At 60.4% G+C, this 16,327-nt stretch carries 14 protein-coding genes and 1 pseudogene; 7 read left to right on the forward strand and 8 right to left on the reverse strand.

The features are described from left to right. Nucleotides 1–37 precede the first annotated feature (37 nt). From FHT70_RS07205 to FHT70_RS07220, 4 genes are read right to left on the reverse strand one after another with little or no spacing between them, the layout of a single operon-like run. Complete coding sequence (locus tag FHT70_RS07205; protein ID WP_183699882.1) at nucleotides 38–583, reverse strand: GNAT family N-acetyltransferase; 546 nt, start codon at nucleotides 581–583, stop codon at nucleotides 38–40. Continuing rightward, the gene (locus FHT70_RS07210; RefSeq protein WP_183699884.1) at nucleotides 580–1,779 is read right to left on the reverse strand and encodes a M20 aminoacylase family protein; all 1,200 of its coding nucleotides are present in this window, start codon (nucleotides 1,777–1,779) and stop codon (nucleotides 580–582) included. The genes FHT70_RS07205 and FHT70_RS07210 overlap by 4 nt, the downstream gene beginning before the upstream one ends. A gap of 18 nt (nucleotides 1,780–1,797) precedes the next feature. After that, nucleotides 1,798–3,147: an LLM class flavin-dependent oxidoreductase gene (locus tag FHT70_RS07215; RefSeq protein WP_183699886.1), complete on the reverse strand. Its 1,350-nt coding sequence runs from the start codon at nucleotides 3,145–3,147 to the stop codon at nucleotides 1,798–1,800. Nucleotides 3,148–3,171: 24 nt separating this feature from the next. Next, nucleotides 3,172–4,164: an LLM class flavin-dependent oxidoreductase gene (locus FHT70_RS07220; RefSeq protein ID WP_097599171.1), complete on the reverse strand. Its 993-nt coding sequence runs from the start codon at nucleotides 4,162–4,164 to the stop codon at nucleotides 3,172–3,174. A gap of 203 nt (nucleotides 4,165–4,367) precedes the next feature. Between FHT70_RS07220 and FHT70_RS07225 the strand changes: the two are divergent. Together FHT70_RS07225 and FHT70_RS07230 are read left to right on the forward strand one after the other, a co-directional pair. Then, a pseudogene (locus FHT70_RS07225) lies at nucleotides 4,368–4,649 on the forward strand (type II toxin-antitoxin system Phd/YefM family antitoxin). Next, the gene (locus FHT70_RS07230; RefSeq protein ID WP_183700096.1) at nucleotides 4,597–4,929 is read left to right on the forward strand and encodes a type II toxin-antitoxin system RelE/ParE family toxin; all 333 of its coding nucleotides are present in this window, start codon (nucleotides 4,597–4,599) and stop codon (nucleotides 4,927–4,929) included. The pseudogene FHT70_RS07225 and the gene FHT70_RS07230 overlap by 53 nt, the downstream one beginning before the upstream one ends. A gap of 65 nt (nucleotides 4,930–4,994) precedes the next feature. On the opposite strand, the gene repC is transcribed toward FHT70_RS07230, so the two are convergent. The 4 genes from repC to FHT70_RS07250 form a co-directional block, all read right to left on the reverse strand. Further along, entirely contained in the window at nucleotides 4,995–6,299 is a 1,305-nt protein-coding gene (gene repC / locus FHT70_RS07235; protein WP_183699888.1) for a plasmid replication protein RepC, read from the reverse strand. Nucleotides 6,300–6,497: 198 nt separating this feature from the next. Beyond that, nucleotides 6,498–7,487, reverse strand: a complete 990-nt coding sequence (repB, locus tag FHT70_RS07240; protein WP_183699890.1) for a plasmid partitioning protein RepB — start codon at nucleotides 7,485–7,487, stop codon at nucleotides 6,498–6,500. Continuing rightward, entirely contained in the window at nucleotides 7,484–8,701 is a 1,218-nt protein-coding gene (repA, locus tag FHT70_RS07245) for a plasmid partitioning protein RepA (RefSeq protein ID WP_183699892.1), read from the reverse strand. Before repA ends, repB begins: the two co-directional genes overlap by 4 nt. Nucleotides 8,702–9,822: 1,121 nt before the next feature. After that, a complete protein-coding gene (locus FHT70_RS07250) occupies nucleotides 9,823–10,908 on the reverse strand; it encodes an ROK family protein (protein ID WP_085780794.1) in 1,086 nt (361 codons plus the stop codon). A gap of 123 nt (nucleotides 10,909–11,031) precedes the next feature. Between FHT70_RS07250 and otsB the strand changes: the two genes are divergently transcribed. The 5 genes from otsB to FHT70_RS07275 all read left to right on the forward strand — a co-directional run bounded on the left by otsB (nucleotide 11,032) and on the right by FHT70_RS07275 (nucleotide 16,315). After that, the gene (otsB, locus tag FHT70_RS07255) at nucleotides 11,032–11,811 is read left to right on the forward strand and encodes a trehalose-phosphatase (RefSeq protein WP_183699894.1); all 780 of its coding nucleotides are present in this window, start codon (nucleotides 11,032–11,034) and stop codon (nucleotides 11,809–11,811) included. A 198-nt stretch (nucleotides 11,812–12,009) separates the two neighbouring features. After that, entirely contained in the window at nucleotides 12,010–12,894 is an 885-nt protein-coding gene (locus tag FHT70_RS07260) for an AraC family transcriptional regulator (protein WP_183699896.1), read from the forward strand. A gap of 208 nt (nucleotides 12,895–13,102) precedes the next feature. Beyond that, nucleotides 13,103–14,176 carry a sugar ABC transporter substrate-binding protein gene (locus FHT70_RS07265; protein ID WP_183699898.1) on the forward strand — a complete coding sequence of 358 codons (1,074 nt, stop codon included), beginning with the start codon at nucleotides 13,103–13,105 and terminating at the stop codon, nucleotides 14,174–14,176. Nucleotides 14,177–14,240: 64 nt separating this feature from the next. After that, nucleotides 14,241–15,059 carry an ATP-binding cassette domain-containing protein gene (locus FHT70_RS07270; RefSeq protein WP_183699900.1) on the forward strand — a complete coding sequence of 273 codons (819 nt, stop codon included), beginning with the start codon at nucleotides 14,241–14,243 and terminating at the stop codon, nucleotides 15,057–15,059. Further along, nucleotides 15,056–16,315 carry a sugar ABC transporter permease gene (locus FHT70_RS07275; RefSeq protein ID WP_183699902.1) on the forward strand — a complete coding sequence of 420 codons (1,260 nt, stop codon included), beginning with the start codon at nucleotides 15,056–15,058 and terminating at the stop codon, nucleotides 16,313–16,315. The genes FHT70_RS07270 and FHT70_RS07275 overlap by 4 nt, the downstream gene beginning before the upstream one ends. Nucleotides 16,316–16,327: the final 12 nt, after the last annotated feature.

Raw genomic sequence — 16,327 nt, forward strand, 5'->3', positions numbered from 1 at the left:
CCCTTTTATGATTGTCTGACTTGCCGTTTCAGAGATTTCAGCCGGCCACTTTCAGGCGCGGTTCGCTTTCGAAAGCCGGCACGGAGAGATGGGTGATGTCCTTCTCGAAGGGCAGGCTCTTGTAGATCTCGGGATCGACTGCCGTGTCGAAGAGCGCGGTGTAGCCATAGTTCAGATAAAGTCCGACGGCCTCGGGCTGGCGGAAACCGGTCGTCAGATAGATCCTGCCATAACCTTGACGGGCCGCCTGGGCCTCCAGCTCCACCAGCACCTTGCGGGCAAGGCCCTGACGGCGCAGATCCGAACGTGTCCAGATGCGTTTGAACTCGGCCGTGCGATCGTCGTAATGCTTGAAGGCGCCGCCGCCGATGGTTTCGCCATTGCGGATCAGCAGCAGAAAATTGCCGTGGGGCGGCGCGAAGGCTTCAGGGGGGTAGCGATTCAATTCGGCTGTAGCGCCTTCGGCGTTGAAATAGGTGCCGTAGCGGCTGTCATATTCGTGGATCAGTTCATCAATCAGCGGCTTGGCGCGCAGATCAAGAGGGCTCGTATAGAGAAACGTATCGCTCATATCGTTCATCACCCGTTGTCTTCAGTGAGGAAGGTTTCTGCGAGCCGGACCCAGTAGCGGGCGGCGGGCGCAATGATCGCGTCGTTGAAATCGTAGTGGGCGCTGTGGAGAGGAGCGCTGTCGCCATTACCGACGAAGAGGTAGCTGCCGGGATTGGCCTGCAGCATGAAGGCGAAATCCTCGCTCGCGGTTCTCGGCCGGAAATCCTTCTCGATCGCGGCGAGGCCGAGCGCGTCATAGGCGACGTCGCGGGCGAAGGCCGTCTCCTTGGCGTGGTTGACCAGCGCCGGAAAACCGAGCCGGTAGTTCACATCCGCTTCCGCGCCGAAGCTTTCGGCCTGGGCGCGAGCAAGGGCCGGAATGCGCTCCTGCAGAAGCTGCCGGACCGTCTCGCTGAAGGCCCGCATGGTGAGCTTCATCTCGACGCTTTCGGGAATTACGTTCGAGGCGGAGCCCGCATGGATCGAGCCGACTGTGGCGACGGCCATGTCCTGCGGATCGACATTCCGAGAGACGACACTCTGCAGCGCGGTGATGAAGGAGGCGGAAGCCAATACCGGGTCGACGGCGCGGTGAGGTTCGGCACCGTGGCCACCCTTGCCGAGGATCCTGATCACCGCCTGGTCGACCGAGGCCATGGCGGGGCCTGTGACAAAGCCGAACTGGCCTGCAGGGACACCCGGCCAGTTGTGCAACCCGAAGACCGCATCGACAGGAAAGCGTTCGAACAGCCCTTCCGAAATCATCTTGCGGGCGCCCGCGCCGATCTCCTCGGCCGGCTGGAAGATCAGCCTGAGCGTGCCGCTGAAATTGCCGCTTTCGGCGAGATAGCGGGCGGCGGCAAGCAGGATTGAGGTATGCCCGTCATGGCCGCAGGCATGCATGACGCCGGGATTGCTGCTGGCATAGGCAAGGTCGGTGGCCTCCTCGATCGGCAGTGCATCCATATCGGCCCGAATGCCGACCTGCTTCTTGCCTTCGCCACGTCTGAGGGTGGCGACGATGCCGGTACCGGCGATGCCCGTCGCCACCTCGTAGCCCCAGGAGGAAAGGCGGGAAGCCACGAGCTTGCTGGTCCTCAGTTCCTGGAACGCAAGCTCGGGATATTGGTGCAGATCATGGCGTAGCGCGATGATCTCATCGAGATAGCGGGCGATGCCCTTCTCGACCGGATCATTGCTGCGCGGGTTCTGAGCGATGACATCCATGGCGGGTTCGCCGGCGCCTCAGGCGCCGACTGCCTTTCCGCGTTCGAACTCCCCCGCCGCGGTCGCATAGCGGCTTTCACGGAAGGGTAGTCCCAGATGGTCGCGCAGCGTCGCGCCCCTGAGGACAGGATCGAAATAGCCGCGCTCGGTGAGGATCGGCAGGACGTATCTGGCAAAATCGTCGAAGCCCTCGGCAATGACGGGAAAGCCCAGGATGAAGCCGTCAGCGGCGCCATGATCCACCCAGCGGATGATCTCTTCTGCGATATGCTCGGCGGTGCCGATGAAGGCGGTGCGCGGCGTCGCTACATCGAGCGCGACCTGGCGGAGCGTCAGCCCCTTTTCCCGCGCCGTCCTTTTGATACGATCGGTGGTAGCGCGGAAATTGTTCCTGCCGATATCGCCGAGTTCGGGGAACTCTTCGTCGAGCGGATAGACGCTGAAATCATGGTGATCGAAGAAGCGGCCGAGATAGAGAAGCGCCTCCTCGATCGTAACGAGGTTGCGGATCGCCTGGTACTTGGCTTCCGCCTCATCGGCGGTCGCGCCGACGATCGGCCCGATGCCCGGATAGACACCGACTTCGGTAGCACTGCGGCCATGTGCAATCACGCTGTCCTTCAGCTGGCGATAGAAGGCCTGAGCCTCTTCAAACGGCCCGCCATTGGTGAAGACGGCATCGGCATGCTTGCCGGCCAGTCTGATGCCGGAATCAGAAGCACCGGCCTGGAAGACGACGGGCTGACCCTGCTTCGAACGGCCGATGTTGAGCGGCCCCTCGATGCGGAAGAAGCGGCCCTTGTGATTGAGGCGGTGCATCTTCGTCTTGTCGACAAACACGCCGGTCTCGCGATTGCGCACGAAAGCATCGTCGTCCCACGAATCCCAGAGGCCCTTGATCGCATCGATATAATCCTCGGCGATCTCGTAGCGCAGCTCATGCTCGGGATGCTCGCGGCTGTAATTGCGACCCGAACCCTCGAGAGGCGAGGTCACCGCGTTCCACCCTGCCCTGCCGCCGCTGATGAGATCGATCGAGGCGAACTGGCGAGCGATGGTGAAGGGATCGCTGTAAGAGGTCGAGACCGTGCCGACAAGGCCGATCTTCGAGGTCGAGGCCGCCAACGCCGAGAGAATGGCGATCGGCTCGAACCGGTTGAGGAAATGCGGGATCGACTGCTCGTTGATATAGAGTCCGTCGGCGACGAAGGCGAAGGCGATGCCGGCTGCCTCCGCCTTGCGCGCCGTCTCGACGAAGAAGTCGAAATTGACGCTCGCATCGGCCGGGACGCTCGGATGTTTCCAGGCATTCATATGGCCGCCAGGCCCCTGCAGCATAATGCCGAACGTGACGTGTTTTTGAACCATGGGATCGATCCTCCTTGGAACGGGTCAGGCGACGAGGGAAAGCCGCTCAGCGGCGAGCAGCTCGATGGAGGCAAGGCGGTCGGCGGTTGAAAGCGCCGGCGTGTCGAGCACGAACTCCTTGACGCCGTAGCGGCGGTGAAGCTCATCCAGCTCCCCGCGGATCTGCTTTGCCGTGCCGTGGAGCACGCTCGGCACCTTCTCCTCGATACGGTAATCGGTGACGCCGGCCTGACGGGCAAATTCGGCCGCCTGCTCTTCACTGCCAACATTGACGGTCTGGCCGTTCGGCAGGAACACCTTGACGATGCGCAGATTGCCGACGCGCTCACGGGCATATTCCTCGCTTTCGGCGGCAAAGGCTGCGAGCGCGAGGATCGGGCGCTTACCGCCGGATGCCTGCTCATAGGCCTCGAACGTCTTGTTGAGATTGTCAGGATCACCGTTCAGGTGGCCGGCGAAGACGAGTTCCCAGCCCTTCTCCGCTGCGAGTCTCGCGCTCTCGACGCTAGCGCCGAGCAGGAAACGTTCAGGAGCCATCGGCGGCAAAGGGGTCGCCTGCGCGCCGTCGCTATTGGGATCTGCGGCGAGATAGGTATTGAGGTCGGAAAGCTGGCTCGCAAAATCCGGCTTCCTGGACGGATCGACAGCTAGCTGCAGGGCCCGTGTCGATAGCGGAAAGCCCCCCGGCGCCTTGCCGACGCCAAGATCGACTCGACCAGGCGCAAGCGAGGCCAATAGATTGAAGGTCTCGGCAACCTTGTAGGCGCTGTAATGCTGCAGCATGACCCCGCCGGAGCCAACGCGGATCTTCGAGGTCCTAGCAAGAAGATAGGCGATCAGCGCCTCCGGCGCGGAGCTCGCCAGATTAGACATGTTGTGGTGTTCGGCGACCCAGAAACGGTGATAACCAAGTTCCTCGGCGCGGGCTGCAATCTTTACCGTCGCCCTCAGCGCATCGGCAGCGGAAAGGCCCTGTTCGATCGGGCTTTTGTCGAGAAGGCTGAGGACGTAGGTCATGACGCGCCGATCCACTCAATGGTTGCAAAACTTAATCTATAAAATCAGTAGACAACGTTCATTATAAGAAATGACATTCTCTTTCAGAGCCACTGAGTGGAAAAAAGCAGGCGCGCCTGAACGGCCAGGTCGCATGTTCGAGTGACTGGCCGGAACTCTTCCGCTTGACTACTTAATGATTTCTGGTCGAAAGGGAGAACCGCCTGAAGCTGTCAGAACAGGTCAAGCCGATCAGCTACTCAAGGCGCATGCGCCCGAAATCATCCGGACGCTGAAGGACAACCCGACAGCCTGTCGTCATTAGCCTTCATGGCGAGGCGAAAGCGATCCTTCAGGATGTCGGCCAGTATGAAGAAACGCAGGAGACCATGGCGCTCCTGAAGGTGCTGGCGCTCACCAATCGGCAAGTCGAGGAAGGCAAGACGCGCCCCGCTGCGGAATCCTTCGCGCACATTCGCAAGCGTCTGGCCGCCAGCCAGTCCTGACGTCGAGGAACTCCATCGTTTCATCGCCGGTCGCGACGGCACGGAAATGGCGGAACACATCCTGGAAATCGAGAACGCCTGTGCCGGTCTCGAAGAATTCCCCGCCCGCGGAAATATCCCAAATGAACTGGTCAGCACCGGTATCTCCGAATACCGGGAACTGCACCATAGACCCTGGCGTATGATCTATCGCATCATCGGCACCGAAGTCGCCGTCTATTGCGTGGTGGACGAACGCCGCGACATGCAGGCCTTCCTCGAGCGAAGACTTATCCGCTGAAATCCAGCACACCGTCCCTCTCCCGTTTCGACAGACTCGCCGGCGTCCACCCGACCGCCTAACACCTATCCAGCCTTTCGGCCGGCTGGCGCATTCGCCCGCAGGAGCGCCATCAGCATCGAACCGATCGCGAATTCTCCCTTTTCGCTTCGCCGCGTCAGGTCGCGAAGATATCCGCCGGCTGAATTGATGTGGCCCCCGCGTTCCAGGATGCATGCCATCACGGTCGCGGCGTTTTCCGCCCCCATCACGCTTGCCGCCTCCTCATAGGCTGACGGGCTGACGCCGAGCATTGACCGAACCGTGACGGCGGCGCTCATCAGGTCGCGCCAATTGCGGATCACGCCACCCGGCCCGTAGGCCAGGATTTCCGGGCAGGCCTGCAGAACCAGGCCAAGCGGGAAGGATTTCAGGCCGCCGGAGTCATCGCCGCCGCCCTCCCGTCGACTTTGCCGCTCCTCCTGTCCGATCGGATGGGTCGTCGCATCCCTCCCCCTTTCCAACATCACGGCCCCACGCCCGTCGTCTTGCTCCGGCATTGCGCCCTGCTTCGTTTCGAAGCTTGGTTCAAATTCAGAGGTGGATTCGGGGTTTGAATTCTGTATGTGACGCTCGATATGACAGGCATTGCCGCTTTGTTTCGTGGATTTAATCCGGGTCTCCAACCGGTTAAGGATATCTGCCCGAAGCGCTGTCAATTCATCGAGCAACTGCTCGAGCTGCGCTGTCGTCGGCGACCTCGGCAGGCCTTCGACCAGGTCCCGAAATTCCCGATATAGCCCCTGCCAATCCCCCTGAACGTCTTCGTCGACAGCCGCTTCGATCAGCTTTGCGATATCACGGCGGCAAAGAGTCATGCGTTCGCGCAGGCGCTGGACATGCAAGCGCTCGGCCATTACCTCGGCGGCGAGCTGCTCGATCTCCTCGGCGCGAGCAAGCAGCGGCGCCAGCGAGAAGCCGAAGGCCTCGTTGACCTCCCCTGCCCTGTCCCTGCGGACATAGCGCTTGCCATTAGGACTGTCCTTGCGCAACAGAAGCCCCGCCTCGACAAGTGCGGCAAGATGGCGCCGCACGGTCTGTTCGGCCATGCCATGTGTTCGGAGGGACAGCTGGATATTCGAGGGGAAGACGATCAAGCCGTTTTCCTGGGCCAGTTCGTTCTTCGGATAAAAGCTCAACAAAGCATTGAGCACCGCCAGTGCGCGATCGGTGATGCCGAGCAGCGGCTTTGCTTCGCACAGCGCGCGAAACAATTTCCATTTATCCACCGACTGATCAGGCTTGATCTCACCTGCCATGACCTGGTTTGCGAGCATTCCAAGCGTCATCGACCGCCGCCCGAAGGGCGTCGTTATACTTCCGGTTTCCATCTCTTCCACCTCAATGAGGCAAAAGAAATCCGCTCGCCTGAACGGCGCCAAAAACTCTTGACAGCGATTCTCGGAAGTGCGATTCTCGGAGGTGTTCAAGACTGCGAGGAAAGCTTCCGTGACGGTGACGTTCGGGGGCTTTTTTCTTTTGCGCGTTATCTCCTGTTCAATTGTCAGCTGACAATCAGTCTAACTGGTTCATTTTCCCTCATTTTCCTCTTCGAATTCGGCGGCGAGGCCCGCCAGCCGCCGAGCCAGGAATTCCGAAAATGCCGCCGATTTGACGGTGATGCGAAAGGTTTTTCCCGAGCGGCTCACCGAAGCAAGCGTCCCGCCGCCTTGCGTCCGAAGCGTCTGCTCGACCCGCTGCGGCGATCCCTTCTCCTCCAGTGCCTTCCAGATGACATCGAAGCGGCTATTGCTCTCCAGTGTTGGGAAAGCAGCGGCAGCGATTGCCGCCTGCGCCTTCTTCCGCCCGCCCGCCGCCCTGAATTTATCGGCAAAGGCCAACCAGCGGGGGCGTCCCACCTTCGGCGCCGGTCCGATGGCAAGAATGATCTCCGGATCGATCGTCTGCGCCACCTGCAGCAGCCGTGACGTTTCCGGTTTATCCGTCGCCAGCGCCTGAGCAATCATGTCGCGACTGAAGCCATGTTCATCCATGCGTCGCGCAAACAGAGCCCGTTCGATGAAGCTCAGGTCGACACGCGGCCCGTTCTCCTGGCCCTGCGCGAGGATCAGCTCTTCATCCGTGAGCTTGCGCACCACGGCCTTGACGGGAACGCCGATCTCCGCGGCCGCACGCAAGCGCCGGTGGCCATAGGCGGCCTGGTAATGCCCGGCCTTTACCGGGTCCGGACGCACAAGGATCGGAACCTGCTGTCCGCTTTCCTGGATCGACTGCTTCAATCGCTCGAACTCAGGATCCTTGTCGACCGGGATGCGGTCGCGGATAAAGGACATTTCGACGACAGCCGGATCGATCTCCAGCACTTTGTCGCCAGAGGCGAGGGACTCACGCAGGGCCTTGGCGGCCGCGGCTTCCTCACCCAGCCGGCCAAGCGACAGGTTCATCGCCTTGACCGCGCCCGATGGCCGATGCGGCGGCGGCGCGCTTGGCGCCTCCGGTCGTGCCGGCTCGACGGCGCCGACCATGCTCTTCAGGATATCGCGACCTTTGGGGCTCATGTCCTGCTCCATGCACTGCGGATGAGTTGCTCGACCTCGGCATTGACGCTGTCGACGGATTCGACGCCGCGGTCATAGGTCTGGCGATGCATCGTCTCGCGGCCCGCCTCGTAGATCGTCTGCTTGGACAGGCCTGCATCCGAAACCGCCGTTGACTTCACCATCATCGAGGTCAATACGCGCTCGCCGAACAAACTGCGCAGGAAGGCGACAATCTGCGCCTGCGGACCGTCATTGGACTCATAACGGGTGATCAGGTAGCGCATCCAGTCATATTCGAGATTGCCGCCTGCCTGCTTGACGACGGCCAGAAGATCGGAGGTCATCGTCAGGAACTGGTTCATCGACGCCACGTCGAGCATCTGTGGATGCACGGTGATCAGCACGGCAGTCGCAGCGCAGAGAGCAGACAGCGTCAGAAAGCCGAGGGTAGGGGGGCAATCGATGATGACGACGTCGTAGCTCTGCTCCAGCGAATGCAGCGCATTGCCGACCCGCATGAAGAACATGTCCTTGTCGTCGCGATTGCTGTCGGCCAGCGCCTTCGGGGTATCATGCTCGAACTCGTGCAGTTCGAGATTACCCGGAATGAGATCGAGGCCGGGGAAATAGGTCTGGCGGACGATGTCGGCCACGTCGCGGCGCGTCTCGTCATATTTGATAGCGCCGTAGAGTGTCTCGTCTTCACCGACATCGAACTCCGGCTGATATCCGAGCATCGCCGACATCGACGCCTGCGGGTCGAGGTCGACGGCGAGCACACGATAGCCGCGCAGTGCCAGGAACTGCGCCAGATGGATTGACGTTGTCGTCTTGCCGGATCCGCCTTTAAAATTGGTAACGGCGATGACCTGGAGATGGTCGCCCACCCGGCGCGTCGGCAGATAGGAAGGTTTAGTACGCCCCAGATGCTGGCGCATCGCATGGATTTCTTCGAGCGAGAAGACGCGGCGGCCGGCCGCCGTCTTTTCTGGATTGATGCTTTCCATCTGGGCAGTGAGGTGGCGAACATAGCTGTCGGTGACGCCGAGCAGCTTGGCGGCCTCGGTGCTGCTGAACCGTCGCAGCGATTTGCGGGCATCGGGCGAAAATAACCGCTCGAACAGCACCTGGAGCTGGCTGCTGAGCATCGTCGAGTCCTGCGCAATCGTCTCGTCGATCGAGACTTGACTCGCTCTTCTGGCTTTCTCAACAATCGCGGCCTTGGTCGGCATTCACGCAAATCCTGATAAATCGGGCAATTTTGCGCAAATGATCGTGAGTCTGGCGATTCCGTCAAGCGATTTTTTGGTTAGCCAATATATAACAAACCGAATTCCTCGAAAAAATTGCGTGGAATTCCGGAATCTTAGCGCGATTGTCAGCTGACAATGGTGGCGACACCGCATCGGCCGAAGCCACCGACCCTATCGCTAGGACGTCTCGACCGACGTCGAGGCCTTCGCCGACTCACGTAGAGTAACCGCCGCCGCTTGGTACAGACCGGATCAGGCAGATGGCGTTCTTATTTATAGGCAGACGGACGGCAAAGGCTCTCGACCTCCAGCCCGCGGACGGGCTCGACGTGGGAAGCCTTGCCATTTGCATCTTGGGATTCCGGATCGCGGCGTGACGGGGCAAGGCCGAGCATTTGTTCGAGACGGCCTGCATTGATCGGTGCGCTTATTCCCTTGAAGTTCATCTGATATCTTTCGTCTGCATATGAGCTTGCGTGACGTGGAGATAAGCGCAATTTGAATGCGCGGAGAACCGCCCGCCGATGTTATCACCATCTTTTGCAGTTGTGGCAGAAAAGGGCAGGGGGCTAAACCAGGCATTACTCCCGAGATACGCCTGCGACAACGACGATGCGCGGCATGCTCGACAGACGCGCCGAACCGGGTTCTATTCGGGCCATACGCATTGCCAAGAGTCGCGACTTGCGTCCGCGACTGAGTTGCGCCGCCGCTGCTGGGCGCGGCAGTGTGATGCCTGCACGACATCTACTACGAGCGAGCCAGCCGAATGTCGGCGCGATGAACCAATCAACCGAGTTCGCAGTCAGCTGCAGATAGGAACAGCTGGCGTGACGGACATTAAGCGCAATGGATGTGAGGTTTGCCCTGCGCTATGCGAATCACATCGGTACGGCTATCATCGGGTTCAAGCCCGCCCGTGACCTGTCTCTGCTGAAACCGGCACTCTTCCTAGCGGAACTTATGCGCGCCTTTGCTTCCGTCTACCAAATTCTTCGTTGTTTACCTGTGATTTACCATAAGGCGACGCGGCGTCGGCCGATGCTTGTGCGGGGTGACATGATCATTGCTTTGCCGAAAGCTTCCCCGTCGTGGCACGGTTATCGCGCTTTCAATCCCTCGCGATTGGTAAAATGCGCATTGCCCAATCCCGTGCCGATGGTCAGCACCGCCCATCTCGACACGTCCTCCATGAAAGGGATCTGCGACAAGCCCTGCACGACGGCGTCATTGTGCATCATCACGAAGGTGCTGTGATCGGCGATCGAGGGAATGGCCTTCATCAGTGCTGCGGGAAGGTTGAAGTTGTCGCTTTCCCAATTGCCGCCTGGCAGGTTCTGTCCACCGCGTTCGATCGAGCCGTCTGCCTTGATGATGCCGGGACAGCCGATGCCGATGATCGGAGCCGGCTTGAGATTGGCCTTTTCTGCCTTGTCGATCAATTCCTGTAGCATCGCCGCCATTCTTTCCACCGTCGCACTGCGGCTCGGCTCGTCGTCGGCGTGGCGCCAGATGGTCGATTCCCAGACGCCCGCATCTGCAAAATGGGGGCTTTTTTCCTTTCCGAACTCAACGACGCCGGCACGGACATTTGTGCCGCCGATATCGACGGCGAGCATCGCTTTGTAACCCTTGAACATCCAGGGCGGCATGAGGTGGACGGAGCCGATCAGTCCCGCCTCGTCGGGATGGTGGACGATTGGGGTGACCTCGATATTGATGCCCGCCGCCTTGAGAAGAACCATGGTCCTGGCGATTGCCAGCTCCCCGAAGCGGCTTTGCCTGAAGCCGCCGCCGACGACGATACGCTCCGTCTTGAACCAGCGCTCGTCCTTGAGGAACTTGCCGATGACCTCGGCAAAGTCCTTCGCGAAGTCCTCCACCGCCCCCAGGACCAGTGCGGCGGCCTCCATATCGTCCCCTTTCAGCAGAGACTCGATCTTTTTCTTGGAAAGCTTTGCTGTCGCAACCTTGCCGATCGGGTCATCTCCGAATTTGCGGACGTGTTTTCTCCAATCGTCGAGCTTCTGCTGGAAGGTCTTCTTGTTGGCGTTGTCGCCAACAAAGCCGTTCTTGTCACGCAGTTCATTGTTGTAGTCGTCGATCGTCACCAGCGGCAAAACAGTCGCGCCATGCGCCAACGGCGCGGTGATCTCCTCGCTATTCTTGGAGCTGCTTCTGGCCATCAATTTACCTTTACGGCACGAGTGCTTGAACGGGCGGCGAGATTAAACGCTGACCCGCCTTTGGATGTTCCCGTGCAGGCCACGTCATCTTGTCCTTGCCGGCGGGCGACCTAGCTTCAATGATTGCAGAGTTTGGAGAATGCCGTGCAGGACGACACCACTACGCAGGAAATGCTTTCATTGGTGCTGGGGGAACCGGAGCACTGGGCGATGTTTCTCGACATCGACGGAACGCTGCTCAACCTTGCGCCTACGCCGGACGCGATTGAGGTCCCAGAGGACCTGCCCGGACACCTTCATCGCCTTTCGAACAAGCTCGGCGGCGCCTTGGCACTGGTCACTGGGCGCTCGCTTGCCTATGCAGACGAGCTGTTCAAACCCTTTGCATTTCCAACCGCAGGCCTGCACGGCGCCGAGATCAGGAGCGCCGCCGGAATGCATACCGTCGAGCCGACGCCCGAGTTCCAGGCGCTGAAACATGCATTGACCGCTGAAGCCGAACATTATCCGGGAGTTCTGATTGAAGATAAAGGCGCCGCCGTCGCCGCGCACTACCGACTGGCGCCCGAATATGAAAAAGTGCTCGAGGAGCGCATGCATCACTATGCCGAGCTGGCCGGGCCGAACTGGGCGTTGCAGCTCGGTAAAAGGGTGTTCGAGCTGCGACCGGCACGGTCGAGCAAGGGCGACGCGCTGGAACGCTTTTTCCAGTCCGATCCCTTCAAGAACCGCGTTCCCATCACCATCGGCGATGATTTGACGGACGAGTCGATGTTTGCGATCGCCAATGCGCGCGGCGGGGTTTCCATTCGCGTTGGGGCAATCGGCGCGCCGAGCTGCGCCACGGGCCGGCTGTCTTCGGCTGCGCTGGTCAGAAATGTGATTGCCGCCCTGGCCGCCTGAGATCAGTCTCGGACGATCCCAAAGGCAGATTGCCGTCGTCTTTGCGCCGCCTGCGTAGCGTTAATCATCAAAAAAGTATCGGTTTTGGCCTGGAATCGTGGTGGCGGGTATGAAGCGAGCCCACTACACTCGCCTTAATAATAGAGCCAAAAGAAAATTTGGCAGGCGGACTTAGAACCGCACCCGGAGGAGGAAGCGATGGAACCTGACTTGGAAGTCGTTCAGATCAGACCGGGCGAATCCTTCGCAGCGAAGGCGCATGGCTATCCCTATCACACCGTTCGCTGGCATTTTCATCCGGAATATGAACTGCATCTCGTCGTGGCGACAACAGGGCGCTATTTCGTTGGCGATTTCATTGGCGAGTTCGAACCCGGCAATCTGGTGCTGGCTGGCCCCAATCTTCCTCACAACTGGATCAGCGACGTCCCGAAGGGATCGAGCATTCCGCTTCGATGCCAGCTCATCCAGTTCAGCGAGAATTTTATCAGCGACACAATGAAAGTGCTGCCCGAGCTCGGTCCCTTCGAGCCGGTCCTCGAAGCATCCCGTCGGGGCGTGCTCTTCGGCACTGAGACCAGCGGGGAGGTGGCGCCGCTAATGAACGAGGTGCAGCAGGCTCAGGGCGTACGCCGTATCGAGCTCTTCATGATGATCGTCGGGCTGCTCAGCCGGGCGCAGGATGCCCAGCTTCTCGCAAGCCCCAGCTATCTGCCCGATCCCTCGGGCTATATGTCGGCCGGCATCAACAAGGCGCTCGCTTATATCAGAGAAAATCTGACGAAATCCTTTGACGAAACCGATCTCGCTGCGATCGCCGGACAGTCCACAGGCGCCTTCTCACGCGCTTTCCGCCGCCATACCGGCATGTCGCTCGTGCAATATGTGAAACGCCTACGAATCAATCTCGCCTGCCAGATCCTGATGAGCGACGACCATGCGTCGATCACAGACATCTGCTTCGAGGTCGGCTTCAACAATCTGTCCAACTTCAACCGCCAGTTTCTCGCGGAAAAAGGCATGACGCCGTCCCGCTTCCGGCGATTGTTGGGCGACAATATCAACGTGGCGAAGGCGGCATAAGGTCCGCCGAAGACGGCAATAGGGAGGACAAGGAGGAGGAACCAAACTGACGCAGGCTTGAACGTGAGCGCGCGAGGAGCGGCTCGCGAGAGGAGACGCTTGTCCTCAGAAACAGCAAACCGCCGGGGCAGGCACGCCGCTCGTTCAGCCGAACGGCACAGCAGATCACTGCAATCACCGACTACACGATTTTTTCCAATGGGAGGAGATGGAAATGACGAAATTTTCGACGAAAGCGGCAGGCGCCGCGGCACTTATGTTGTCCTTGCTCGGGGGAACTTCCGCCTTTGCACAAAGCGCGGTTGCGGATGCGACCGTCGCGTTCCTCATGCCCGACCAAGGCTCGACCCGTTATGAAGAGCACGACCATCCGGGCTTCGTCGCCGAAATGAAGAAGCTTTGCGCGTCGTGCAAGGTCATCTATCAGAATGCCGATGCCGATATTGCCAAACAGCAGCAACAATTCAATTCGGCCATCACCCAGGGTGCCAAAGTTATCGTGCTGGATCCGGTGGATTCGGCGGCGGCCGCATCTCTTGTCCAGCTCGCCCAAAGCCAGGGCGTCAAGGTCATTGCCTATGACCGCCCGATTCCGACCGGCAAGGCCGATTTCTATGTCTCCTTCGACAACAAGGCGATCGGCAAGGCGATTGCGGAATCGCTCGTCAAGCATCTGAAGGCGAAGAACGTGCCAACGGACAGCGGCGGTATTCTGCAGATCAACGGTTCGCCGACCGATGCTGCTGCCGGCCTGATCAAGGACGGCATTCACGAGGGTCTGGCGAGCGGTGGATACAAGACGCTTGCTGAATTCGATACGCCGAACTGGCAGCCGGCGAATGCGCAGCAATGGGCCGCCGGACAGATCACCCGCTTCGGCAAGCAGATCGTCGGCGTCGTCGCCGCCAATGACGGCACCGGCGGTGGTGCCATCGCAGCCTTCAAGGCCGCCGGTGTCGATCCCGTGCCGCCGGTGACCGGCAACGACGCGACGATCGCGGCGCTGCAGCTCATCATATCAGGGGATCAGTACAACACGATCTCCAAGCCGAGCGAAATCGTCGCCGCCGCCGCAGCCGACGTCGCCGTAAAGCTCCTGGCAGGCGAAACGGTCAAGGCCGAGATGACGCTCTACGACACGCCGGCGCAGCTTTTCGTGCCGGCCGTCGTCACTGCCGAGAATTTGAAGGCCGAGATCATCGACAAGAAGATCAACACTGCCGAAGAGCTCTGCACCGGCCGTTACGCCGAGGGCTGCAAGAAGCTCGGCATCATCAAGTAAATCGAACGGAAGCGCGTCCGACATCGGCCGCGCTTCCTTTTTCGCTTTTCCGAAAGATCAGGCGATGTCTGAAACCTCTCATCAATTTGATCCCCGCCAGCCCGTCCTCAGCCTACGTGGAATTTCGAAGAATTTCGGAGCGGTGTCGGCGCTGACCGATATCGAACTCGACGTGCACGCCGGCGAAGTCGTGGCGCTTGTGGGCGACAATGGCGCCGGCAAATCAACGCTGGTCAAGATTCTGGCGGGCGTCCACCAGCCGACCGCGGGCACCATCCTGTTCGAGGGAAAACAGGCAGATCTGTCGAGCCCCAGCGCTGCGCTCAATCTGGGCATTGCGACCGTGTTCCAGGATTTGGCGCTTTGTGAGAATCTCGACGTCGTCGCCAATATCTTTCTCGGCAAGGAGCTCAATCCCTTCCAGCTCGACGAGGTCGCGATGGAGATTCGCGCCTGGAAGCTGCTGAACGAACTTTCCGCGCGGATCCCAAGCGTGCGCGAGCCCGTCGCCTCGCTTTCCGGGGGCCAGCGCCAGACCGTGGCGATCGCCCGGTCGCTGCTGCTCGAGCCGAAACTGATCATGCTCGACGAACCCACCGCCGCGCTCGGCGTTGCTCAGACGGCCGAGGTGCTCGACCTGATCGAGCGCGTGCGCGAGCGCGGCCTTGGCGTTATCATGATCAGCCATAACATGGAGGATGTGCGGGCCGTCGCCGACCGCATCGTCGTCCTTCGGCTCGGCCGCAACAACGGCACCTTCATGCCCAACGCATCCAACGAAGAGCTCGTCAGCGCGATTACCGGCGCATCCAACAATTCCGTCTCCCGCCGCGCGATGCGCCGCAAGGCGCAAAGCCAAGAGAACGAGGAGGGCAGGGCATGATGAAGACCATTGAGAACGAACCGGCAGCACCTGTTCTCCTCGATCGGCGTGACGAAAGAGTACGCCATGACGATAGCCTTGCCGGGTGGGTCCGCGCCTTCTGGGATCGTATCCGCTCGGGCGACCTCGGCTCGCTGCCAGTCATCGTCGGCCTGGCGATCATCTGGACGGTGTTCCAGGCGCTCAATCCGGTGTTTCTCTCCAGCGCCAACCTCGTCAACATGCTGTTCGATTGTTCGACGGTCGGCGTCATCTCGCTCGGCATCGTCTGCATCCTGATGGTCGGCGAAATCGATCTGTCCGTCGGTTCAGTCAGCGGCTTCGCCTCGGCGCTCGTCGGCGTCTTCTGGATCAACCAGGGCTGGCCGGTGGTACTGGCCATTCTTGCCGCCATGGCGGTCGGCGCCTTGATCGGATCACTTTACGCCTTCCTCTTCAACCGCTTCGGCATGCCGAGCTTCGTCTCTACCCTGTCGGGACTGCTCGCCGTTCTCGGGCTGCAGCTCTATATTCTCGGAGCGACCGGCTCGATCAATCTGACCTATGGCTCGTGGCTCGTGAATTTCGGGCAGATAATGGTCATGCCGGATCCGGTCTCCTATACGCTCATTGCGCTTGCCGGCATTGCGTATTTATTCTCCAGCTACCGCACCGCGGCGCGGCGGCGGGCCGCCGGACTGTCGTCGAAATCCGTCAGCGGACTGCTTCTGCGCGCCGTCGTGATCACTGTTGCCCTGGAAGCGGTAGCCTTCTATCTCAACCAATCGCGCGGAATTCCCTGGATGTTCGGCCTTTTCGTCGGCCTCGTCGCGGCTATGAATTATGCGCTGACCCGCACGAAATGGGGGCGCTCCATGCATGCCGTCGGCGGCAACAGGGAGGCGGCCCGCCGCTCGGGCATCAATGTGCCGCGTATCTATGCCAGCGCCTTCGTCATGTGCGCCCTGCTGGCCGCGACCGGCGGTGTGCTCTCGGCGGCGCGATTGGCAACGGCCAGTCAGCAGGCCGGCACGGGCGACGTCAATCTCAACGCTATCGCTGCGGCGGTCATCGGCGGCACCAGCCTGTTCGGCGGACGCGGCAGTGCCTATTCGGCCCTTCTCGGCATCATCGTCATTCAGTCGATCGCGAGCGGTCTCACGCTCCTCGATCTGTCGTCATCGCTTCGTTACATGATCACGGGGGCCGTTCTTGCCGTCGCCGTCATCGTCGACTCGCTGGCACGCCGATCGCGTATTTCGCACGGCCGGGCCTAATCAACAGGAAAG

This window comes from Rhizobium sp. BK049 (genome assembly GCF_014193135.1).
GTDB lineage: Bacteria > Pseudomonadota > Alphaproteobacteria > Rhizobiales > Rhizobiaceae > Rhizobium.